At 68.9% G+C, this 22,733-nt stretch carries 19 protein-coding genes; 7 read left to right on the forward strand and 12 right to left on the reverse strand.

Annotated features, from left to right (window positions below; translation table 11 throughout):
* Positions 1-115 precede the first annotated feature (115 nt).
* The 4 genes from MF609_RS18445 to MF609_RS18460 are packed head-to-tail and all read left to right on the forward strand — an operon-like array spanning position 116 to position 3,880.
* On the forward strand, positions 116-1,000 hold the full coding sequence (locus tag MF609_RS18445; RefSeq protein WP_242417541.1) for a carbohydrate ABC transporter permease: 885 nt from the start codon (positions 116-118) through the stop codon (positions 998-1,000).
* Positions 997-1,836 (forward strand): carbohydrate ABC transporter permease, encoded by an 840-nt coding sequence (locus MF609_RS18450; RefSeq protein ID WP_242417542.1) that lies wholly within the window; start codon positions 997-999, stop codon positions 1,834-1,836. Before MF609_RS18445 ends, MF609_RS18450 begins: the two co-directional genes overlap by 4 nt.
* Positions 1,837-1,847: 11 nt before the next feature.
* Entirely contained in the window at positions 1,848-2,906 is a 1,059-nt protein-coding gene (locus MF609_RS18455) for a glycoside hydrolase family 130 protein (protein ID WP_242417543.1), read from the forward strand.
* A gap of 14 nt (positions 2,907-2,920) precedes the next feature.
* Positions 2,921-3,880, forward strand: coding sequence for a DUF1861 family protein (locus MF609_RS18460; RefSeq protein WP_242417544.1), 960 nt, complete (start codon positions 2,921-2,923; stop codon positions 3,878-3,880).
* Between the two features lie 110 nt (positions 3,881-3,990).
* Here MF609_RS18460 and MF609_RS18465 read toward each other — a convergent pair whose 3' ends face one another.
* Genes MF609_RS18465 through MF609_RS18475 form a run of 3 tightly spaced genes read right to left on the reverse strand, consistent with a single transcriptional unit; the run spans position 3,991 to position 8,169 of the window.
* Positions 3,991-5,418, reverse strand: coding sequence for a TolC family protein (locus tag MF609_RS18465; protein WP_242417545.1), 1,428 nt, complete (start codon positions 5,416-5,418; stop codon positions 3,991-3,993).
* Positions 5,415-6,491: an efflux RND transporter periplasmic adaptor subunit gene (locus MF609_RS18470; RefSeq protein ID WP_242417546.1), complete on the reverse strand. Its 1,077-nt coding sequence runs from the start codon at positions 6,489-6,491 to the stop codon at positions 5,415-5,417. Before MF609_RS18470 ends, MF609_RS18465 begins: the two co-directional genes overlap by 4 nt.
* A complete protein-coding gene (locus tag MF609_RS18475) occupies positions 6,475-8,169 on the reverse strand; it encodes an ATP-binding cassette domain-containing protein (RefSeq protein ID WP_242417547.1) in 1,695 nt (564 codons plus the stop codon). The genes MF609_RS18470 and MF609_RS18475 overlap by 17 nt, the downstream gene beginning before the upstream one ends.
* A gap of 173 nt (positions 8,170-8,342) precedes the next feature.
* Here MF609_RS18475 and MF609_RS18480 point away from each other — a divergent pair, with 173 nt between their 5' ends.
* Both MF609_RS18480 and MF609_RS18485 read left to right on the forward strand, forming a co-directional pair.
* Positions 8,343-9,257: a LysR family transcriptional regulator gene (locus MF609_RS18480; protein ID WP_242417548.1), complete on the forward strand. Its 915-nt coding sequence runs from the start codon at positions 8,343-8,345 to the stop codon at positions 9,255-9,257.
* Positions 9,258-9,328: 71 nt separating this feature from the next.
* Positions 9,329-10,711, forward strand: a complete 1,383-nt coding sequence (locus tag MF609_RS18485) for a M20/M25/M40 family metallo-hydrolase (RefSeq protein WP_242417549.1) — start codon at positions 9,329-9,331, stop codon at positions 10,709-10,711.
* Between the two features lie 98 nt (positions 10,712-10,809).
* Here the strand turns inward: MF609_RS18485 and MF609_RS18490 are convergent, their stop codons facing one another.
* On the reverse strand, positions 10,810-11,457 hold the full coding sequence (locus MF609_RS18490) for a YjbE family putative metal transport protein (protein ID WP_242417550.1): 648 nt from the start codon (positions 11,455-11,457) through the stop codon (positions 10,810-10,812).
* 133 nt (positions 11,458-11,590) lie between these two features.
* Between MF609_RS18490 and MF609_RS18495 the strand changes: the two genes are divergently transcribed.
* Positions 11,591-12,289 carry a hypothetical protein gene (locus tag MF609_RS18495; RefSeq protein ID WP_242417551.1) on the forward strand — a complete coding sequence of 233 codons (699 nt, stop codon included), beginning with the start codon at positions 11,591-11,593 and terminating at the stop codon, positions 12,287-12,289.
* Positions 12,290-12,520: 231 nt separating this feature from the next.
* Here the strand turns inward: MF609_RS18495 and MF609_RS18500 are convergent, their stop codons facing one another.
* From MF609_RS18500 to MF609_RS18535, 8 genes are all read right to left on the reverse strand, one after another.
* Positions 12,521-14,158, reverse strand: coding sequence for a M28 family metallopeptidase (locus tag MF609_RS18500; protein WP_242417552.1), 1,638 nt, complete (start codon positions 14,156-14,158; stop codon positions 12,521-12,523).
* A gap of 181 nt (positions 14,159-14,339) precedes the next feature.
* Positions 14,340-15,827 carry an ABC transporter permease gene (locus tag MF609_RS18505; protein ID WP_242417553.1) on the reverse strand — a complete coding sequence of 496 codons (1,488 nt, stop codon included), beginning with the start codon at positions 15,825-15,827 and terminating at the stop codon, positions 14,340-14,342.
* Entirely contained in the window at positions 15,824-16,744 is a 921-nt protein-coding gene (locus MF609_RS18510) for an ABC transporter ATP-binding protein (protein WP_242417554.1), read from the reverse strand. The genes MF609_RS18505 and MF609_RS18510 overlap by 4 nt, the downstream gene beginning before the upstream one ends.
* Positions 16,745-16,817: 73 nt before the next feature.
* The gene (locus MF609_RS18515) at positions 16,818-18,062 is read right to left on the reverse strand and encodes a type II toxin-antitoxin system HipA family toxin (protein WP_242417555.1); all 1,245 of its coding nucleotides are present in this window, start codon (positions 18,060-18,062) and stop codon (positions 16,818-16,820) included.
* The gene (locus MF609_RS18520) at positions 18,059-18,337 is read right to left on the reverse strand and encodes a helix-turn-helix domain-containing protein (protein ID WP_242417556.1); all 279 of its coding nucleotides are present in this window, start codon (positions 18,335-18,337) and stop codon (positions 18,059-18,061) included. Before MF609_RS18520 ends, MF609_RS18515 begins: the two co-directional genes overlap by 4 nt.
* Positions 18,338-18,687: 350 nt before the next feature.
* Positions 18,688-20,235: a sensor histidine kinase gene (locus MF609_RS18525; protein WP_242417557.1), complete on the reverse strand. Its 1,548-nt coding sequence runs from the start codon at positions 20,233-20,235 to the stop codon at positions 18,688-18,690.
* Positions 20,223-20,921, reverse strand: a complete 699-nt coding sequence (locus tag MF609_RS18530; protein ID WP_242417558.1) for a response regulator transcription factor — start codon at positions 20,919-20,921, stop codon at positions 20,223-20,225. Before MF609_RS18530 ends, MF609_RS18525 begins: the two co-directional genes overlap by 13 nt.
* 32 nt (positions 20,922-20,953) lie before the next feature.
* Complete coding sequence (locus tag MF609_RS18535) at positions 20,954-22,420, reverse strand: DUF4153 domain-containing protein (protein WP_242417559.1); 1,467 nt, start codon at positions 22,418-22,420, stop codon at positions 20,954-20,956.
* Positions 22,421-22,733 lie beyond the last annotated feature (313 nt).

Here is a 22,733-nt window from a genome sequence, read left to right on the forward strand (position 1 = left end):
GGAAGGCTTTTCCGTACCATACCGACGTCCCCCAACTGGGCCCCGGCCTTCGCCGGGGTACGCGAGGAGCGTTTCACAGAGGTCTCGCGAAGGCCGGGGTAGGAGACGCTTCTTGTTGAGGAAGCAACCATCGTCATGGTCGCGTGAGGCCGTCATCGGCCTGTCGCTCGCCGGGGCCTATCTGCTCTTCACCGCGATCTTCTGGGCCTATCCCTTCTTCTGGTTGGCGAAGCTGTCGGTCACCCAGTGGCGCTTCTTCGACGACCCCGTCTTCACCGGCGCGCGGAACCTGCTGATGACGGTGCAGGACCCGCAATTCCTGCAATCGCTGTGGAATGTGGTGCGGTTCCTCGGCTTCTATCTGCCGATCGCGTTCGGCGGCGCGCTGGTCGTCGCGTTCGGGTTGCAACATGTCGGGCGGGGCAAGGGCTTCGTGGCCTTGTGCTTCCTGCTGTCGAACGTGTCGTCGGGGGTCGCGCTGTCTTTGGTGTTCGCCAAGGTATTCAGCTCGACCGGGCCGTTCAATACGATGCTGTTCGACAGCTTCGGCGTGCGGGTGCCGTGGACCAACGATCCGACGCTGGCGATGCTGGCGATCGCGCTGGTCGTCGCGTGGAAGTTCGTCGGCTATTACGGGCTGATCCTCTATTCGGGGCTGCTGGCGATCCCGAAGGAAATCTACGACGCCGCGCGCCTCGACCATGCCGGGCCGCTGACCCGCCTGCTGCGCATCACCCTGCCGATGATGAACCCGCAGCTGATGATGGTGCTGACCTTCGCCATCCTGGTGTCGTTCGGGCTGTTCACCGAACCGTTCATCATCACCGGCGGCGGGCCGAGCGACAGCACGGCGACGCCGCAGATGATGATCTACGAAACCGCGTTCCGCCGCCTGCAACCCAGCCACGCCGCGATGATGAGCATCCTCGTCGCGCTCGTCACTTACGCACTGGTGCAGCTCGCCCGGCGGCTGTTCGAACGAAAGGTCGTGCTGGCATGAAGGCGTTGCTGGCCAAACGCAGCGTCGGCGGGTGGATCGCGACCATCGCCATCTATGCGCTGGCGCTGACCTGGCTCTATCCCTTTGCCTGGATGGTCGCCGCGTCGCTGAAACCCGCCGCGCAAATCTATAACACCGGCCTGTTCGAAGGGGACTTCACCTTCGACAATTTCGCGTTCCTGCTGGAAACGGCGGACAAGCTCGACCGGCCGTTCGTGGGGGCGCTCGGCATTTCGGCGCTGGTGACGCTGACCGTCACGGCGTCGGTGCTGCTGACCTCGGGCTTCATCGCCTTTGCGCTGGCGCGGATGCGGTTTCCGGGGCGCAAGCTGTTCGGCGATTTCCTGCTGCTGCAGATGGTCATCCCGACCAGCATGTTCATCCTGCCGCTGTTCGTGCTCGTCAAGGAAATGGGGCTGCTCAACAGCCTGTGGGCGCTGATCCTGCCGTCGATGATGTCGGGCTGGGGCATCTGGATGATGGCGCAGTCGTTCCGCACGATGCCGGAGGAATATTTCGACGCCGCCCGGCTCGACCGCGCCAGCCTGTGGCAGACGGTGACGAAGATCGTCGTGCCGCTCAACAAATCGATCATCGCCATCGTCGCGCTGTTCACCTTCACCGGCACCTGGGACAATTTCCTGTGGCCGCTGATCGCGATTTCGGACACCGACCGGATGCCGCTGTCGGTGCTGCTGGCGACGTTCAGCAAGCAATATGGCGGCTATGCCGGACCGGTGATGGCCGGCGCGGTGTTGCAGACCTTGCCGCTCGTCCTCCTCTTCCTCCTGTTCCGGCGGCATTTCCTGCAGGGCATGTCGCTGTCGCTCAAATAAGAAGGCCCCCCATGCTGAAGCGCCATCCGCGCAATCCCATCGTCGCCCCCGAAAGCGTCACCCCAAGCCGTCCGGGCTGGCGGATCGACGGCACGTTCAACGCCGGCGTCACCCGGTTCGGTGCCGAAACCATCCTGCTGGTCCGCATCGCCGAAAGCGTGGTGGCCGACGATCCCGACACGGTGATCGTGCCGCTGCTGGAGGAAGTCGGCGGCCAATGGCACTGCACCACGCGCAGTTTCCGCCGCGACGATCCGGCCTATGATTTCAGCGACCCGCGCATGGTGCGATCGCGCGCCGACCCGCGCGAGGTGTTCCTGACCTCGCTGTCGCACCTCCGCCTCGCGCGTAGCAGCGACGGGGCGGCGTTCGCGGTCGACGAGAAGCCCTTTCTGTTCCCCGCGAACCGGACCGAGCGGTTCGGGTGCGAGGATGCGCGGATCACGCAGATCGAGGGGCGCTGGTACATCAACTATACCGCCGTGTCCGACCTCGGCATCGCGACGGCGCTGGCGGTGACCGACGATTTCGTGACCGCCGAGCGTCTGGGCATCATCCATGCCCCCGACAATCGCGACGTTTGCCTGTTTCCGCGCCGGATCGGCGGCCATTACTGGTGCCTGCACCGGCCCGCCCCGCTGCACCTCGGCACGCCGGAAATCTGGATCGCCAAGTCGCCCGACCTGCTCCATTGGGGCGATCACCACCATCTGGCCGGGCGCAGCGGCGACGGGTGGGAGGCGATGAAGATCGGCGGCGGCGCGCAGATGATCGAGACCGATCGCGGATGGCTGCAAATCTATCACGGCGTCGATGCGGACCAGCGCTACAGCCTCGGCGCGCTGCTGCTCGACCGCGACGACCCGCGCGTGATCGTCGCCCGCCTGGCGCAGCCGCTGGCCGAGCCGGTCGAACCCTATGAGGTTTCCGGCTTCTTCGATCGGGTCGTGTTCAGCTGCGGAGCCTTGGTCGAGGGCGACGAACTGCGCGTCTATTATGGCGGGGCCGACCGGGTGATGGCGCTCGGCACGGTTTCCCTGGGGAAACTCTGGCAGGCGATGGGCCTGTAATGCACGGAGGAACGATGCACGAAACCGACATTCCGCGCGTCCGCACCCGCCATGATGCGTTTGCGAGCGGCGCGGCCCCGGCACGAACCGAACGGCTGATCTTCGCCGGGTTCGACGGGCAGGACGTCTACAACATCTCCGCGCCGTTCGTGTCGGCCGGGCGGCGGGTGATCGCCGGGCGGGTCGAACCGCGCGACAGCGAACATTCGACGGCGATCTTCTTCGAGGAAGTGGACGGGGTGTGGCACCCGATCCCCGACGCCCCGCGCTTCGCCTTGCAGGACCCGTTCGTCACCTTCATCGGCGGCGAGCTGGTGTTCGGCGGCGTCGCGGTGCAGTTCGGCGAAGGGCTGCCCGTCTGGTGGACCGAATTCTATCGCGGGGCGGATATCTTCTCGCTGGAACGCTGTTTCGCCGGACCGATCGGCATGAAGGATATCCGCCTGTGCGAGCTGGCCGACGGGCGCGTCGCGGTGTTTACCCGCCCGCGGGGGGCCAGGGGCGGACGCGGCACGATCGGTTATACCGAGGTGCCCGCGCTCGATGCGCTGACCGTCGAGGCGATCGACGCCGCGCCGATGCTGACGGGCATGTTCCACCCGCTCGACTGGGGCGGGGTCAACGAGGCGCATCTGCTGGCGAACGGCGAAATCGGCCTGATCGCGCACGCCGCCTATTTCGAGGACGATACGATGTATAGCGCGCGGCATTATTATGCCGTGGCCTTCACGTTCGATCCGGCCGAGCGTCGCTGGCGCGACCTCAAGGTCATTGCCGGGCGGGCGCAGTTCGGCCTGGGTGCGGCGAAGCGGCCCGATCTGGTCGATGTGGTGTTCTCGTCGGGGATCGAACAGGTCGGGGGCGTGACGCGGCTCTATGCCGGGACGTCGGATGCCGAGGCGCATTGGGTGGAGATACCCTATCCGTTCGACGTGCCGTTGGCGGCGCGGGGTGAGGCGGCGCTGACCCCCTGATCGTCACCCCCGCGCGGGCGGGGGTCCATAGCCGCTGACGTCAAGGATCGAGCCGCAACGTCGGCGTCCATGGATTCCCGCCTTCGCGGGAATGACGAAAGAAGCGTCCCCTACTCCAGCCCCAGCGCCGCCCGGTCCGCCGTCGCCGCCGCAAGTTCGGCGCGCGCCGCCGCGATCCGCGCCTGTGCGTCGATCAGCCGGACGCGGGCGTCGTTCGCCGTTTCCTCGCGCTGGTTGACGAGGAAGAAGTCGCTCGACCCCAGTTCGAACCGCCGCCGTTCGGCCGCCGCGAGCCGTTCGGCCAGGGCGCGCTCCTGTTCGGCGATGATGACGAGCCGTTCGGCGGCGCCGACGCCGATCATGATCCCCTCCACCTCGACCGTGATCTGGTCGCGCAGGAAGCGGCTGCGCGCGTTCAGCGCGTCGATCTCCGCCTGCGCCTCGCCCACCTTGCCGCGCGCGGCACGGTTCTGCAGCGGGACCGAGAAGCGAAAGCCGACCGCCGCCTCCAGCGGGGTGCGCGAACTGCCGCCCAGGCCCACCGGACCGACGTCCTTGCCCATCTCGCCGCGCAGGTCGAGCCGGGGGCGCAGCTCGTTCTCGGCCAGCGCCAGTCGGGCCAGCCCCTGATCGATCCGCGCCAGCACCATCTGCAGATCGGGGCGATTGTCGACCAGGTTCGCACGCGGCCCCGCCACCTGCGGCCCGGCCAGCGCCGTGGCGTCGGCGGGCAGCCGGTCCGCGCCGACCAGCAGCGGATTGCCCGCCGCGTCGCGATAATAGAGCGACAGCGCATTGGCCGCCGCCGCGAAATCCCCCTCGGCCCGGACCACAAGTCCGCGCCGGCGGACGAGGTTCTGGTCGTTCTCGGTCAGGAGGATATCGGGCCGCGCGCCCAGTTCGATCTGCCGCGACAGGCCGCCGCGCCGCCGTTCCGACAGGTCGAGCAGGTCGCGATAGGCGCGCAGCCGCTGCCCGGCGGCGACCCAGTTCTGATAGGCATCGACCGCACGGCGCTGCACGCCGATCGCCACGGCCTGCCGTTCGAACCGGGCGATATCGATGTCGCCGCCGGCCAAGGTCCGACGGGTGCGGCGTTCGTCGACCAGGCGGTCGCGCATCAGCGAATAGAGCGCGCCGACCTTCACCTCGCCCAAGCGGTTGGTGTAATTCTCGTCCTCGTACACCGGGAAATCGCCGCGCGTGACGCGGTAATTGCCATAGAGATAGCCGCCATTGTCGGTCAGCGGCCGCGTCGCCCGCCCGCTGACGACGGTGCCGTCATAATAGCCAAGCGCGCGCGATTTCCCCTCCGCCTCGAACACCGTGTCGAACGCGCCCTCGGCGGTGAGCGCGCGCCCTTCGGCGGAGCGGATCTTCGCCAGCGCCTCGATAATCTGCGGCGCGGCGACGGCCGAGGAACGCAACACCTCGTCCAGCGTCAGCGGCGCGGGCGCGGGCGCGGGGCTTGCCGGCCCGACCTGCGCCAGCGCGGGTGGAGCGGCGAGCAGCGACAGGAGCAATGCGGCGCGGATCATTTCGGCTTCCCCGCCTTGGCTGCGATCTTGGCGCTGTCCTCTTCCTTCGCGCCGCCGCCCGGCGTGACGGTGTTGCCGAATTCCAGCGGGAAGTCGTTCAGCTGCCGCCACAATTCATAGCCGACCGTGACCGTCTCCCCCTGTACCCAGCCCTGGACCTTGCCGCCCAGACGGACATAACGGCCGTCGGGCCAGGCGGGCTTGCCGGGTGCCGGTTCGACGATGATGCGGAACAGCCCCTGCAGATTGGCATTGGGGTCGATCGTCCGCACCCGCCCGTCGAAATAGCCATAGGCGATCGAGGGCCATCCGCTGAACTGGATCGCGGGCCAGCCTTCGAACTCGAGGCGCACCGGGCGGCCGGGTTTGAGCAGCGGCACGTCGCGCCCGTCGATCAGCAGCTCGACCGCGCGCTCGACCCGTTCGGGGGCGATGGTGGCGAGCGCGGTGCCCGCCGACACCAGCGCGCCGCTGGCCGCCGCGTTCAGATTCTGGATGCGGCCGTCGCGCGGGGCACGGACCAGCTGCGCCGACTGGCGATTGAGCTGTACGTTGATGCGGTTGAGCTTCGCGCGCGATTCGGCGAGCTTGGCGGTCGATTCCGCGACCTTGATCTGCGCCAGTTCGAAATCGCGCCGCGACCCCAGCCCCTCGGCCAGCAGCTGCCGGGTGCGACCGACATCGAGGCCGGCGACGGCGCGCGCCTGTTCGACCGCGGCGATTTCCGCCTCGACCTGCGCACGTTCGGCGGACAGGCGCGATAGCAGGTCGGGGTCGAGGTCGACGACCCGCGCGATCGGCGCGCCGCGGTCGACATGCTGCCCGTCCTGCACATACCATTGCACGACCCGGCCCGGCACCAGCGCGGTCACGTCCTGCGCCCGGTCCTGCGGGTCGAGCGCGACGACGGTGCCCCGCCCCTGCGCGGTCTGCAGCCAGGGGACGAGGAACATCACCGCGACCGTGACGGCGATGCCGATGGTGACCATCCAGGCGACGACGACGCCGACCCGCGGCGGGCGCAGCGTGGCGAGGGTGCGGAAATGGCTGAGACGATCAGGCCGATGCGACATCGCCACCCTCCTGTTCGAAAACGCCGCGCAGATCGGCGAGCGCGGCGAAGCGCCGCTGTTGCGTCATTCCCAGATACAGATAGCCGTCGAGCGCCAGATCCTCCGGCCGGCCGCTGAACAGCAGCACCGTCGTCCCGTGGCGCTTGAGTTCGGCGAGCGCGGCGCGCAGCCGTTCGGGCGGCAACAGGTCGAACAACTGCCCGAGCAGCAGCAATTTGGGCCGCACCAGCAGCGCGTTGGCAAGCTTCAGCGCCATCGTCTCGCCGATGGTCAGCGGATAGCCCGACGCGCCGAGCAGCGTGTCCAGCCCCTGCGGCAGACTGGCGAGGCGACGTTCCAGCCCGACCGTCGCCAGCGCCTCCCCCGCTTCCAGCGCGCGTTCGCCCTGCCCCCCGGCGGCGAGCGCCAGATATTCGCGGATCGTCACGTCGACGATGGTCGCGCGGTCAAGCACCGTCACGTCGGAGCGCAGCTGATACATGTCGAGCGCGCCCAGATCGGCCCCGCCGACCCGGATCAGCCCGCGTTCGGGATGGGCGTGGCGCTTGAGCAGCAGCGCGAGCCGCCGCTCGCCCCCCGGATCGGCGACCACCACCAGCTGCTCGCCCGCCGCGAGGCTCAGGTCATATTGCGCGCCGTCGAGGACGAGGCCGGTCATCTTCACCGCGCCGTCGCGCGGCCCCCCCTGCCCCTGCGCGTCGCTTTCCTGCGGGATGGCGAACAGCAGCGACAATTCCTCCGAACTGGCGGCCAGGTCGTAGAAGGTGTCGAGATACCAGCCCAGCTGCGATATGCCGTAGAACACGCCCGACAGGATCAGCTCGGCCGCGACCAGCTGTCCCAGCGACAATTGCCCGCGCAGGATCAGCGTACCGCCGAGCAGCAGCAGCGCGGCACTGGCAAAGGCATAGACCAGCAGGAAGGCGATGGTCTGGGTGAACTGGTAGCGGAAATATTTGCGGTGCGCGCCGACATAGGTCGCGGTCACCGCCTCCGACCGGTCCATCGCGAAGTCGAGGTGGCGCGACGATTTGTAGAAGCCGTTCGACCCGCCGACGCTTTCCAGCCAGCGCGCGGTATTGTGCTTGGCGTGGCTCAGCGCCACCGCGCCGGTGATCGCCCCCCCCTGCCACAACAGCCAGATCAGCACGACCGTGCCGACCAGCACCACGTTGAAGGCGAGGAAGAAGGGGTGGTAGAAGCTGGTGATGGTCAGCCCGACCGCCCCCTGTAACACGATGGTGAACGCGCCGATCACCAGGCTGGGGATCGCCTTCTGCACCACCACCAGGTCGAAGAAGCGGTTGAACAGGTCGCCGCGATTGGCATCGTTGAAGAACGGATCCTGCGCATGGACCGCGCGCAGCGTCACCTCCGCCACGACACGCGCGAACACGCGCCGTTCGAACGCGGCCATGATCCAGACGCGGAGCGCGCTCAGCATCGCGACGATCAGCAGCAGCAGCAGCAGCACGCCCGACAAGGCCCAGAGCGGCGCGGGCATCGCGGTGTTGGCGACGCTGTTGATGAGCAGCTGGACCGAGATCGGCGTGGCCAGCGCCAGCAGGCTGATCGCGACGGTATAGACCAGTCCTAATCGCACATAGGCCGAATCCGGGCCGATAATCTGGACGAGCCACCCCGCCGCGTCCCTGAAACCCAGTCGCTTCGCTGCCACCCTGTGGTCCTTTTCGTTCCCCGCTCCCCACTTACGGTATACGAACGCGTCGGCCAAGCGCCACCCAATCGCCTGGCCGGACGATGATAGGGTGATAGTGTTACAGGAATTGCTGCACTGCGGCCAATCGGAAACCTTGCCTCGGGGCGATAGTCTGCGACTATAGGGCGGCCATGCCCACGCTGCGTCAGCTCGAATATCTGGTGACGATCGCGGATACCGGTTCGTTCGCGCTTGCCGCGCGCGCCGCGCATGTGTCGCAACCGACGATGAGCCAGCAGGTCCGCGCGCTGGAGGCGCGGCTGAACGTGCAGCTGTTCGAACGCAGCGCCACGGGCGCGGTGCTGACCCCGGTCGGGCGCAGCATCGTCGCGACCGCGCGGCGGATGCTGGCCGATGCGCGCGATATCGTCACGCTGGCGGCGGGCGCGGCGCAGGGGCTGTCGGGCACGGTGCGGCTCGGCACCACGCCGACGCTCGGCCCCTATCTGCTGTCGCCGATCATCGCCGACCTGCACCGCCTGGCCCCCAGTCTGCGGCTGCATGTCCGCGAGGGGATACCGGAGGAACAGCTGCGCGAGCTGTCGCGCGGCGAGCTGGACGTGCTGCTCGGCCCCTTGCCGATGGCGGGCGACGAGCTGACCGTCGAGCCGCTGTTCCGCGAGCCGCTGCAGCTGGTCGCCGCGCTGGACCATGACCTTGCCGCCATCGCCGAGCCGGCGCCGCACGACCTGTCGGGCCATGCGCTGCTGACGCTCGACCCGCGCCACCATCTGGCGCGGCAGGCCGCCGCCATCGCCGACCGGCACGGCATGACCATCGCGCCGGACTATTACGGTACCAGCCTCGGCAGCCTGCACCAGATGGTCGCGAGCGGCCTCGGCCTGACGCTGCTGCCCGGCCTGTATCTGCGCAGCGATGCCGGCGGCGCGGCGGGGTTGAAACCGCTGCCGGTGCGGGGCTGGGCCGAGCATCGCTCGATCGCCATCGCGTGGCGGCGGCAATCGCCGATGCACGCCGCCTTCATGCTGATCGCCGAGCATGTGCAGGGCTGCGCGCGGCGGTTGCTGGCGGATGCGGCGGGCTGATCGCCCGACGACGCCCTTGCGCGATCCCGCCGGACCGCGCACCCTCCGGTCCACTGGGTTGGGAGAATGCCATGCGACTGCTGCTTGCGACGATCGGAGCCACGATGCTGGGCGCGGGGGCGGCGGCGGCGCAGGATGCGCCCGCGACCCCGGCGGGCAAGGAAGCGGTGGCGCTGCTGGTCGACGGGGTGAAGTTCCAGACGGTCGCCGGGCGCAGGCAGGTGCCGGCCTATGCCGACTATCTGAAGGCGAAACTGCTCTCCGCCGGCTTCGCGCCTGCCGAGGTGACCTTCGTACCGATGGGCGAGACCGGCTATCTGACCGCGCGCTATCCCGGCCGCGATCGCAAGGCGAAGCCGGTCGTCGTGCTGGCGCATATGGACGTGGTCGCGGCCGATCCGAAGGACTGGACCCGCGATCCTTTCGTGCCGGTCGTCGAGAATGGCTATGTCTTCGGGCGCGGGAGTCTGGACAACAAGGCCGGGCTGTCGATGGCGGTCGCGACGCTGATGAAGCTCCGGCGCGACAAATGGGTGCCGCAGCGCGACGTGGTGCTGGTGCTGACCGGCGACGAGGAAACCACGATGCGCACGACCAAGGCAGCGGCGGAGGCGTACAGGAACGCCGCGCTGGTGCTGAACGCCGATGCCGGCGGCGGGCAGCTGGGCGATGATGGCAAGCCGATGGTGTACGCCCTGCAGGCGGCGGAAAAGGTCTATGGCGACTGGCACCTCACCATCACCGATCCGGGCGGGCACAGCAGCCGGCCGGGGCCGGACAATGCCATCGTCCATCTGGCGGCGGCGGTCGGGCGGATCGCCGCCTATCGCTTCCCGCCGCAACAGAACGAGATCACGAAGGCGTCGCTGGCCGGCACCGCGACGATGACGCCGGGGCCGCTGGGCGCGGCGATGAAGGCGTTCGCCGCCGATCCCACCGACACCGCGGCCGCCGATATCCTGTCGGCCGACAAACGCTATATCGGGCAGGTCCGCACGACCTGCGTCCCCACCATGTTCGACGGCGGCCATGCACCCAACGCGCTGCCGCAGCGCGCGGTCGCCAATATCAACTGCCGCATCTTTCCCGGCACGCCACGCGCCGCGATCGCGGCCAAGCTCACCGAGTTGACCGCCGACCCGAAGATCGCCGTGACCTTCAACGACAATGGCACGATCGAGGCCGGCGCCTCCCCGCTCGACCCGAAGGTCGTGGCGGCGGTGAAGGCGGCGGTCGCGCAGCGTTCGCCGGGACTGCTGGTCGTGCCGATGCAGGAAGCGGGCGCGACCGATTCGATGCATTTCCGCGCGCACGGCATCCCCAGCTTCGGGGTCGGCGGCGTGTTCATGAAGCCGAGCGACAGCTTCGCCCACGGCCTGAACGAACGGGTGCCGGTGGCGACGTTCGATCCGGGCGTGGTGTGGTGGGAGACGCTGCTGAAAACGCTCGGATAGCGGGCGCTCCCCCTTGCCCCGCCGGCAGGCGTATCCGGGGAAACTCCCCTATTTCCAACGTCACCCCGGACTTGATCCGGGGTGACGAGCATCATCGATCAACCGAACAGCGCGAGCACCCCGCGCGACGGATCGACCAGCCCTTCATAGATCATCTTGCACGCGACATAGACGATGACGGCAAGGCCGACATAGGCGACCCAGCGATAGCGCTCGATCACGCGGGCCAGCACGTTGGCGGCGACACCCATCAGCGCGACCGACAGGATCAGCCCGATGGCGAGGATGCCGGGATGCTCGCGCGCCGCGCCCGCGACCGCCAGCACATTGTCGAGGCTCATCGACACGTCGGCGACCGCGACGGCCCAGGCGGCGCTGGCAAAGGTGCGCGGCGGGGCCTGCGTCACCGCATCCTCGCCGCCCGCCTCGCCGCGCAGTTCGCGCCACATCTTCCACGCGACCCACACCAGCAGCAGCCCGCCGGCAAAGACGAGGCCGGTGATCTGGAGCAGCTGCGTCACCAGCAGCGCAAAGGCGACGCGCAGCACCAAAGCCGCGCCGACGCCGATCAGGATCACCTTGCGGCGCATATCGGCGGGCAGGCCGGCGGCCAGCGCACCGACGACGATGGCGTTGTCGGCCGCCAGCATGATGTCGATCAGCACGACCTGTCCGAAGGCGGCGAGCGCGGACGGGCTGCCGATATTGGCGAAATCGGCGACGATATGGTTCCAGAGTTCGTTCATCGGGGCAGCCTATAGCGCGAAAGCGGCAGACGACCAGAGCGCGCGGACGCCCGGTCGATCGACAAGCCGAACCAGCGGCATGGGGCTGCGGTTCCGGCCTTTCGCACGGCGGCGATGCGTGTCAGGATCGGGCATGATCCGCCTCGCCCCGCTCACCGCGATCCTGGTCGCCGTCGCCACCCCCGCCATGGCGCAGGACGCGCCGGGCTATGATTTCCGCGAACGAACGCGGGTGCTGGCGTTCGATCCGGGGCGGTTCTTTGCCGGAAGGTTCGAACCGATGATCGCGATCCGCTATATGGGCGACGATTATGACTACCCGGTCTATGCCCTTGCGCTGCAGGCCGGGTGCAACCCTGCCGAACAGCCCGAACAGCGCCTGGATTGCGGCCGGCGGCTGATCGCCCGCATGGTACGCTCCCCCTATGATGGGACACCGCCCCGCCCCCGGGCGCGCGGCCAGCGACTGTTCGGCACACTGACCACGGCACGGCCGGACAGCGACGATGCCCTGCGCCGCGCGCTCGATGCGGCGGCGCTGGAATGGGTCGAGGCCGATGTGCGGCAATGCGCCCCGGCGATGGCGCATCTGGCGACGTTGCGCGACGTGCGGTTCACCCTGCCGGTCGATCTCGACAAACCGCTGTTCGAAATGGTGCTGCACGCCGACAAGGTCCGTGTCGATACCGGCGACTATCTGACCCGCTCGCACTACGAAGGCTGGGCCAAGCCCGGCACCGCCGGGGCATGGGCCGATGCCTTCGCAAAAAGCCTGGAAGGCTGCTGGAAACCCGCCAGCGCCCCCGTGCCGTGGCGCGCGGCGGCGAAGTAGCGCGGCACGGTCGCCTTTTAGGCTTTGGTCCACCTTGCCGGAAGCGTCGCCCCAGCGAAGGCTGGGGCCTCAAGCGGCTCCTGCATCGCGCTATCACCGGGAGATCCCAGCCTTCGCCGGGATGACGTCTGGTTCAGGCGTCTCCCCCGCCCGTGCGAGAGTACGTCGCGGGGAGAACGCATAAGCAGCGTCACCCCGGATCAAGTCGGGGCGACGTGGTGGCCGGGGCGATTACTTCCCCCGCGCCGCCGCCGTCCTGTCCCGTGCCGCGCGGAATTCGCTGTCGCCCGCCCAGTTCGGCCATGCGCGCCCGTCCGCGAGGCGACGTCCGAGCGTGTAGAGGATCGTCAGGTCGCTCTGCACGCTGCCGGTATCCCAGTTGGGGTCATATTCGTCGGCGGGCTGATGATATTTGTCGCGGGTATAGGCGTCGGCCAGTTCCTTGGCGCGCGCCGTGCCGCCGACCACCAGGTCGCGCCCGCCGCTATAGGACAGTGCCGGCACGCCGCGCTTGGCGAAGGGGAAATGGTCGGAGCGGTAGAAGCTGCCCGCCTCCGGCTTGGGATCGGTCGAATAGCGCCGCCCCTGCGTGCCGGCGACCTCGGTCAACATGGTCAGCAGGTCGAGCTTCGCCGACCCCGAAATGCTGAAATCGCGCGAGGCGGACGGTGCGAACGGTCCGTCCATGTTGATGACCCCGGCGGTCGTCGCCAGCGGGCGCAAGGGGTTGGCGGCATAATATTCGGTGCCGAGCAGCCCCTTCTCCTCCGCCGTCACCGCGAGGAACAGGACCGAGCGATCCGGCTTCGGCCCCGCGCCATAGGCCCGCGCCAGTTCGAGCAGCGCGGCGATGCCCGACGCATTGTCGAGCGCACCGTTATAGATGCGGTCGCCCTTCGCATCGGGCGCGCCGATGCCGAGATGGTCCCAATGCGCCGAATAGATCACGGTTTCTTGCGGGTGCTTCGTGCCCGGCAGCACGCCCGCGACATTGTGCGAGGTGATGACCTCGGGCTTCACCGTATAGCGTGCGTCGAGCGTGGCCTTCAGCGGCATGGCACGGAAATTCGCCTTGCGCGCCGCCGCCTTGGCCGCTTCGAAATCCAGTCCCGACTGTTTGAACAGTTCGACCGCCAGGTCGCGCTGGATCCAGCCTTCCATCGGCGTGTGCGACGCGGCCGGGGTCTGCCGCACGATATCGAACATCGTATTGGTGTTCGAATTCTTGACCGTCGCCCAGCCATAGGAGGCGGGCGCGCTTTCATGGACGATCAGGATGCCGGCCGCGCCCTGTCGCGCCGCCTCTTCATATTTGTACGTCCAGCGCCCGTAATAGGTCATCGCCTTGCCGCCGAAATCGCCCTCGCCCCCTTCGAAATCGGGGTCGTTGACCAGCACGACCATGATCTTGCCCTTCAGGTCGACGCCCTTGAAATCGTCCCATTTCCGTTCGGGCGCGTGGACGCCGTAGCCGACGAAGACCAGGGGCGCGTCGGCGATGGCGACCGATTGCTGCCCGGTCAGCGCGGCGCGGACCGCGATCTCGTTCCCCTGCGTCAGCGTGCGCTTCGTACCGCCCGCGGTGATCGAAAGCTGCGGCGTGCCGACGATATCGGACTTCAGCAGCGGCACGTCCTGATACCAGCTGCCCTTGTCCCCGGCGGGTTGCAGGCCGGCGGCCTTCATCTGTTCGGCGATATAGGCGATGCTCTTCGCCTCGGCCGGGGTCGCCGGCGCGCGGCCCTCGAACGCGTCGCTCGACAGCGTCTGGATATCGCGCGAGATGCGCTTGGTATCGAAGGTCGGCGCAGTCTGCGCATGGGCAGCGGTCGACAGCAGCAGGGCGGGCAGGATCAGACGCTTGAGCACAGGCGAACTCCGAAACGGATGGATGGGGGGAGTGTGGCGGAGCAGTCCATGGCGGGCAATGGGCGGAACGGACGCTACGATAGCCAATTCGTCACCCCGGGCCTGACCCGGGGTCCCGCTTCTTCTGCTACCGTGGACAAGAAAGCAGGACCCCGGATCAAGTCCGGGGTGACGGGCAGTTTCACGCCGGCCGCCGCATCAGCCCCACCAGCGCGCCCAGATTCGGCCGCCCGCCACCGGCCAGCAGGCTCGCGCGGAAAATGCGGCCGAGCAGGATCACCTCCACCACGATGAACGCGGCGGTGATCGCGCCCGCGGTCCATACCTGCCACAACGGCATGCCGGTGCCGAGCCGCGCCAGCACCGCGAACGGCGTCCAGATCGGAATCCACGTCAGCAGTTCGACCGCCGGGCCGCTCGCCCCGCGCAGCACCGCCTGCACCAGCACCGTGACCGGGATCATGATGACCATCAGCACCGGGGTCAGATAGCCCTGCGCATCGCGCATCGAATCCGACACCGACCCGATCACGAGGAAGATCATCGCGACGACGATATACCCCGCCACGAAGAAATACAGGATCGTCGCGATCGCGCCGAACGACGATACCGGTTCCAGCGCGGGGCGGATCATCTCGGCGATCGCGCCATGCGTGGCGAAGGCGGCGACGATGCCGCACACCGCCCAGGTCGCGACCATCGACAGCCCGATGCCGACCGTGCCGATCAGCTTGCCGTACATCAGTTCGTTGGGACTGACGCAGGCCAGCACCGTCTCGATCAGCTTGTTGCTGCGTTCCTCGACCGACCCCTGCAACATCCAGCTGCCCGACAGGATCAGCGACATCAGCAGGATATAGGCGCAGGCGAGCGGCAGGATCGAGCGGATCAGCACCCGTTCGCGCCCGCTGCCGCGCGGCGGCACGACGACCGCGATGTTGGGCGCGATCTGGGTCGAGGCAGCAGCGACCGGCGCGGCGACGCCGTTCATCTGCAGATAGCGCACCTTCAGCTCCTGTGCGAGCAGCCCCTGCACCATCGTCACGAAGCTGCTCGACGGCGCGCCATTGGCCCACAGCTTGACCTCCGGCGAGCGGCCGAAATCGGCGGGGATGTAGACGGCATAGTCGAGCGCCTTCTCCTTGCTGCCCTCGGCCGGGCGCAGCAGCGGGTCGAGCGCGGTTCCGACCCGTTCGGGCGGGGCGGCGGCGACCGCTGCCGGCACGGGCACGATGCTGTAGAGCGGATCGGGCGCGTCGAACGCTGGCACCTCCCCGCCCTTCGCCCGGATTTTGGCCAGCGCACCCTCGACGCCGCCGGCCGCGACGAACGCCGCGACATCGGCATCGCTGTACCAGCGGTCATGCCGCGCCCAGGGGGCGGCCGGATCGGCGGCGTCGAGCCTGTTCGCCTCGACGAAGCGCGACAGTTGCGTCAGCACCCGGCGCTGTTCGTCCAGCTCGATCCGCGCCGCGATGGCCCGCGCGGTCGTGCCGCCGCTGCGGTCGATCAGCATCACCCGCTGCGTGTCGGACTTGTCGAGGAAGCGCGACGCGACGGGGCCGATGGCGAAGGCCAGCGGCAGGATCAGCAGCGTGACCCAGAAGCTGCGCGTGGCGGCGATCTGGCGGAACTCGCGGGCCGCCACCAACAGGATATGGTTCATCATGCGCGTGGCTCCGCCTGTCCGACGATATGGAGAAAGACATCGTGCAAGCCGGGTCGATGCTGTTCGAACCGGCGCAGCGGAATGCCCGCCGTCGTGCAATGTTGCAGCAGGTCGGCCGGATCGCGCCCCGGCGTCAGCGCCACGTCCCACGCGGTCCAGCCATCGCCCACCTCGCCCTTCGCGACGGCACGCTCGACACCGTCCAGCCCGGCGGGCGACTGGCGCGCCACCACGTCCAGTCGCGCGGGCAGGGTCGCGCGCGCCTCGTCCTGCGTGCCTTCGAACTTCTTCGCACCCTTGGCGAGCAGCAGCAGCCGGTCGCACAGCCGTTCGGCGTGCTGCATGACATGGGTCGAGAACACAACCGCCGCCCCGCCCCTTGCCGCGCTCAGGATTTCCTCCTCCAGCAATCCCTGATTGACCGGGTCCAGCCCGGAAAAGGGTTCGTCGAGGATCAGCAGCCGCGGCGCGTTGATGACCGCGGTGGCCAGCTGCACCTTCTGCGCCATGCCTTTGGACAGCTTGTCGACGCCGGTCTTGAGGTTGGCGCCCAGCCCGAACCGGTCGAGCAGCGCCCGGCCCCGCGCGCGCGCGTCGCCGGCGGTCATCCCCTTCAGCCGCCCGAAATAGACCACCGTCTCCAGCGCGGTCATCGAGCGGTACAGCCCGCGTTCCTCGGGCAGGAAGCCGAGCAGCCCGCTCGATTCGCGACCCGGCGGCTTGCCCAGCACCTCGATCCGCCCGGCATCGGGGCGGATGATGTCGAGCACCATGCGCAGCGACGTCGTCTTGCCCGCGCCATTGCCGCCCAGAAAGCCGAACACCTCGCCCGGCGCGACGGCAAAGCTCAGATGGTCGACAGCCGTCATGGTGCCGAACCGTTTCACCACGCCATCAAGGCGCAGGGCATGTTGCATCGATTATCCCCCCGGTAACGCGCCCGTTATTACCGTTTATCGATACGTCGGCAAGGGGGAATGGCGGGGCCGTTCAGCCGGTGAATTCGCGGCGGATCGTCGCCAGCCTGGCCGCGACCAGCGCTCTCGTGTCGCGGCCGACCCCGGCGTCGCGTGCGGCGGCGTCCCATCCGGCGACCGCGTCCGCCACCTGTTCGACGATGGCCGTGATCGCCCGGGGCGCGATGCCGTGCAGCCGTCCCAGGCGATCGACATGGCGGCGCGTCGGCATCGCCCCCTCGCCCGCCACCGCCAGATAATGTTCGCCGCCCGGCCCGTCGGAATAGGTCAGGTCATAGGCAGGCGCGAGGTGCCAGTCGCCGCCCTCGTCCATCAGATAGGCGTGCTGGCGGCTGTGATCGTCGCGATTGCCCGCCAGCACGTTGAACACCATCCGGGCAAAGGCGGCGACGACATCGCCCTCGTCCCGCGTGATCGCCCGCGTCGCGCGCAGGAACATGTCGTAATCGATCGCGCCGGGGATGTTCGGCGGAGCCTCGATCGCGCCGGCCAGCGACACCATATGGACGCGCACCCCCGCCCCCGGCCGGTCGAAGCGCCGCGTCGCGAACCAGGGCGGGCCATGCCGCGCCGGGATCAGCCGCGTCTCGCCCATCGTCAGCCCGGCGGCGCGCGCCATCACGGCATAGGCCGCTTCGAGCGGACCGATATCGACCGGATCGCCCTGCGCGCGGAACTTCACGATCCATGCTTCATGGTCCGGCGGCAATTCGCCGTCGCCGATGCCGATCGCGCCATCGGGGCCGAAGCCGACATGCACCTTCGGCCGCGCGCCGCCCGACGCCCCGCCCAGATCGGCGAGCAGGTCGGACAGCGCCCCGCCCTCCCCGCGCAGGATCGCCTGCGATTCCGCCGCCAGCGCGTCGAGGTCGATCGCGTCCGCCTCCGCCGCCGGGGTGGTGGCGGGGGCAAAGGTCAGCCGCCCCCGCCCATGATCGCCGACCAGCGCGAGCCGGTCGAGCGCCGACAGCCGCCCCATGTCGACGCCGAGCGCGGCGAGCCGCCGCCGCATCAGCAACGCCCCCCACCCCTCGGGCAGGCTGTCGGACAGGAAGCCGTGCAGCCCGTCGAACGCGCGGGTCCGCGCCGCCTGCAGCCCCGGTTCGGGGGGATAGTGGACCGGCGACAGCCGCCGGGCATCGGCGATGGCGGCAGCGGTCCATTCGAGCTGGGCGAGTCCACCCGCCATTGCCACCCGCGCGGCGGGGGCCGCGCCATGCAGCGCGATGTGCAGCGGCTGTCCGGGGGCGAGCTTCACCGCCGCCCCTTGCGCTGGTCGTCGAGCAGCGCGTCCATGCTGACGGCGGCGGGCGGCGGGAACAGTGTTTCCAGCGCATCCTCGCACCGCAGGACCAGCGCCGCGCGGACCAGATCGTCGATCGACGCCTTCCCCTCCGCCTCCATCCGCCGCCAGGTGCGATAGGACACGCCGGCCCGGCTCGCGCTGTCGGCCTGGGTCAGCCCCATCGCCTTGCGCCGGCTGCGGATGCGCTGCCCGATGGCGGTCGCCAGTTCGACGGGGGTGTATAGCATAGGCCATAAATGGACGATCTTTGCAATTTTTGCAATGTGTCGTCCTTATATGGACGTTGCAACAAGTGCTCCGGTGGCTCCCAGCACATCAGTCCAGCGAAGCCAAGGAGCACACCGCAGGAGCAACGGGCGCTTCCCAAGGCCCATCGACATTCGTTTGCCTGGACAACCGGTCCATCCCATCGTCACTCCCGCGTAGGCGGGTGTCCATAAGCGCCGGCCTCACGAATCCAGCGAAAACGTCAGCGGCTATGGATTCCCGCCTGCGCGGGAATGACGAGGATTGGCGATGGGATGGACCGGTTGTCCAGGCAGTCGAATGTCGATCGGGCCTGACGGGGAAGCAGCTCCTACCCCGCCACCGGCAGCGTTACCCGGAACACCGCCCCCGGCCCCTCCGGCACCAATGCCACGCTCCCCCGATGCGCCTCGACCAGCGAGCGCAGGATCGACAGGCCCAGCCCGGTCCCGCCATCGGCACGGCGGGTGGTGAAGAAGGGTTCGAACACCCGCTCGCGGTCGCCCGGCGCGATGCCGGGGCCGTTATCGGTAAGCGTCAGGAGCACCAGCCCCTCGGCCACCGTCGCCGCGATATCGATCCTCGTTGCTCTCGCCTGCCGGCTATTGTCGATCAGCGTCGACAGTGCGGTCTCCACCACGCCGCGCGGCACCGCGACCGAAGGCAGCGGCCCCGCCGGCACCGCCACCGCCAGCACGCTCGCATCCGCCGCCTCGGCCAGCACCGCGCCCAGATCGGTCGCCGCCCCCGCCTCGCGCGTCGCCATATCGGCGCGGGCCAGTTCCAGCAGCCGACTGACCAGCACGTTCAGCCGCCCGGCGTCGGCGGCGATATTCGACAGGAACCGCGCCCGGTCGGCCGGTGCCATGTCGTCATGGTCCTGCAACAGCTCCACCGCGCCGCGAATGCCGGCCAGCGGCGTCTTGAATTCATGGCTGACCGCATGGGCGAAGTCGCGCAGATAGCGCGACCGATGCGCAATCGCTTCCGCCATCGCGCCGAAATCGCGGTACAGCGCCTGGATCTCGATCGCGGCGGTGGCCGGCGGGTCGGGCACGCTGCCCCCGCCCCCGGCGACCGCGCGGGTCGCATCGCGCAGCGCCTCGACCGGGCGGACGATGCCGCGCGACAACAGCCCGCTCAGCACGACCAGCGTGACGAAGATCGCGACGATGCCGAACGCGATCTTGCCGCGATCCTGATACAGCCCGACGAACAGGCTACGCGGCGACCGCGCGAGCAACAGTACCCCGACCACCCGCCCGTCGACGATGACCGGCCGGGCATGGTGGATGCGCAGGTTCGACGCACGGCTGAGCCATTCGAGCGGATAGCGCGGACGATAGCTGCCGTTGCGGCGCAGCACCGTGACCGCGCGTCCCGCCCGCGCCGCCTGCACCTCCGGCAGCGCGGCATAGCCCATGCCGGTGGGGCCGCGCGCGACGATGCGCCCGTCCGCGTCCAGCAGCTGGATCGACGCCAGCGTCGTCGTCGCCGTCATCGCCAGTACCGGTGCGACGCGCTCCGCCCAGCGCACCGCCTCCGGGTCCGCGCCCGGCATCGCCACCGGCGCGGGTCGTTCGGGCAGGATGCGCGACAGCCGCAGGTCGAGGCTGGAGCCATGGCCGCCGCGCAGGACCTCCGCCCCCTGCCCGCCCGCCCGGTCGCGCGCGGCAACGGCGGCCAGCGCGGCGCTCTGTGCGACCAGCTCGGTCTCGGTCTGTCGCAGCAGGCTGTTCTCATATACCCGCAGGAACAGCGCGCCGAACCCGGGCAGCGCGGCGACGAACAGGAAGGTCGCGAGCAGGATCGTGCGCAGCCGCAGTCGGGGCCAATGCCGCCGGACCAGCGCCTTCGCAGCGGCGATCACGCGCCGCATTGCCCCAGTCGGTAGCCGACCCCCGCCCGCGTCTCGACCACGTCGGTCGCGCCGACGCTAGCGAATTTCGCGCGCAGGTTGCGCACATGGCTGTCGATCGTGCGGTCGGTGATCGCAAAGCCCGGCCCGTGCAGCCGATCGATGATCGCGTCGCGGCTGAACACCTTCGACGGCATCGCCGCCAGCGTGCGCAAGATGCCGAATTCGGTGACGGTCAGCGCGACCGGCTCCCCCGCCCAGCTCGCCTGCCAGCCATCGGGGTCGAGCCGCAACCGGCCATGCGCCAGCGGCGCGGCGGCGCTTTCCACCGCCGGCGGCCGCGTGGCGACCCGCCGCAGGATCGCCATCACCCGCGCCACCACCTCGCGCGGCGAGAACGGCTTCACGACATAATCGTCGGCGCCCAGCTCGATGCCCAGCACCCGGTCGATCTCGTCGTCGCGGCTCGACAGGAACAGGATCGGCACATCGCTGACGCTCCGCAACCGGCGGCACATTTCGATCCCGTCCATGCGCGGCATGTTGATGTCCAGCACGATCAGGTCGGGCCGCTGCTCCAGCGCGATCGCCAGCGCCGCCTCGCCATCGCCGGCCTCGATCGAGGCCAGCCCCGCCTTGGCGAAGGCGAATGCCAGCAGCTGGCGGATATGCGGGTCGTCATCGGCGATCAGGATCGTGCGCGGCATGGGGCACTGGATCAGCGCCAGCGGCGCGGGCGTCAAGGTCGCACCGGTTTCGGCAGTGACCGGTAGCCGTACCAGGAACCGCTCGGTGCCGGCTGCGCGGTGATCTCCCCTACTTGCTGGCGCACGGCGGCCAGGCGACGGGCGCCGCGCAGGGTCCACGTGCCCCACCGCGCCTGCCGCCATGCAAGATCGGCCTGCAACGCTCGCCGGACATGCCGCACCCGCCCGCGCGTCGCGGCATCCATCGGCCGCCGCTCCAGTGCAATGATTGGCAGCAGTGCTCCATCCCCGACCAGCCACAGATATGCAAGGTCGACCGCCTCGGGCCGCTTCGCCTGCACATTATAGGCCGCTGCCGCCGCACCGAGATCGACGACGCTGCATACGCTCAACACGATACCCGCCCCCAGCGCATTGGCGTTGACCAGCCACCGCGCGCTCTTGCCGCCCAGGATGCGCCACGCGATCAGCATCAGCCCAAGCGCGACCAGCCCCATCCACAGCAGCGCCGCGATTCGCCACGCGGTCAGCATCGATTCGTCGATATAGTCGAGGGTGCGCAGCACGCTGGAGGCGACCAGCACGAGGTTCTGCGCGACCCATAGCGTGACGAGCCGCCGCGCCCAGCGATCGCCCGCGCTCGCACTGCCCGGACGCAGCATCGCCAGGGCGAGGAAGCCCGCCAACAGCGCGGTCGCGATCAGCGGATAGGCCCCGCGATGGGCATAGGTCGCCGCGTTCATCCCCTCAGGCAGCGCCGCCCCGCTCCACAGAAACGCGATGTCGAGCGCATTCTGCACGGCGAAGATCAGGTTGAAGACGACCAGCGCCATGATGACCGATGGCAGCGACGTGCCGGGAATGCGCGGCTCGGGATCGGGTAGCCACGCGGCGATGCGCGACACCATGCCCCGCGGGCGAAAGGCCGGCCATGCCGCCAACGCAACGACGGCCCAGAGCGTGACCTGCCACGTCTCGGGCAGGCGGATCGTGGAAAAGGCGTTTTCGATTAACGGGTTGGCGCTGGCGAACAGCATCAGGAACAGCGCGCTGCCCAGCACCGGCAGCGCCAGCACCGCTGCGACGCGCATCGGCGACACCCCTCGCCCACGCACCGCGCCCATCCGCTTCAGGTCGAACGGCAGGGCGAACGGCGTGCTGAGCCCATGGACCAGCAACCGCACGCTCCAGCGCCAGGCATCGTCGAACGCGCCGATACGCGGCAGCAGCGCGGCGACCGACAGCGCGGCCCAGAACATCGCCCAGGACAGCGGCCCCGGATCGTCGACCAGCATCGCCGCGAACAGCGCGGCGGCTCCGACCGCGACCCATGCCGGCCGGCTGTGGCGGACGTCGCGCCGGACCGCGACCAGCAGCGCGAGCCAGGCGGCGGCGAACCCACCCACCCGCGCTCCTTCGAACCCGTCGGGGAACAGCCATTGGAACAGCAGGACGGTCGCGATTATCGCCGCGATCTTGAACAGGAAACTGAAGCGCATCGTGCGGCCCCTTCGGGAGGACAGGAACCGCCGGGATAGGGATGCGCGGTGGACGGGTGATCCGCCAGCGGTCAAGGTTGCACGCAGGCCCGGTGCAGTTCCGGTGCAGGGAAAGCGGGACGGGCTACCCCGCCCTTTTTCAAATCCATTCTGAAACCAATCAGCCTGGTTAGACGGTTTCTTAGAAGGTTAGGGAGTTAAGGAGCGCGGGGACCGGCCGAACACCGCCGGTTTCCGCGATTCGCACGCGCGGCATCGTTCCCGAAAGATCGGCGATCCGTTCCCGAAGGATCGACGGTACCGTTCCCGAAGT

Source organism: Sphingomonas panni (assembly GCF_022664435.1).
GTDB lineage: Bacteria > Pseudomonadota > Alphaproteobacteria > Sphingomonadales > Sphingomonadaceae > Sphingomonas > Sphingomonas panni.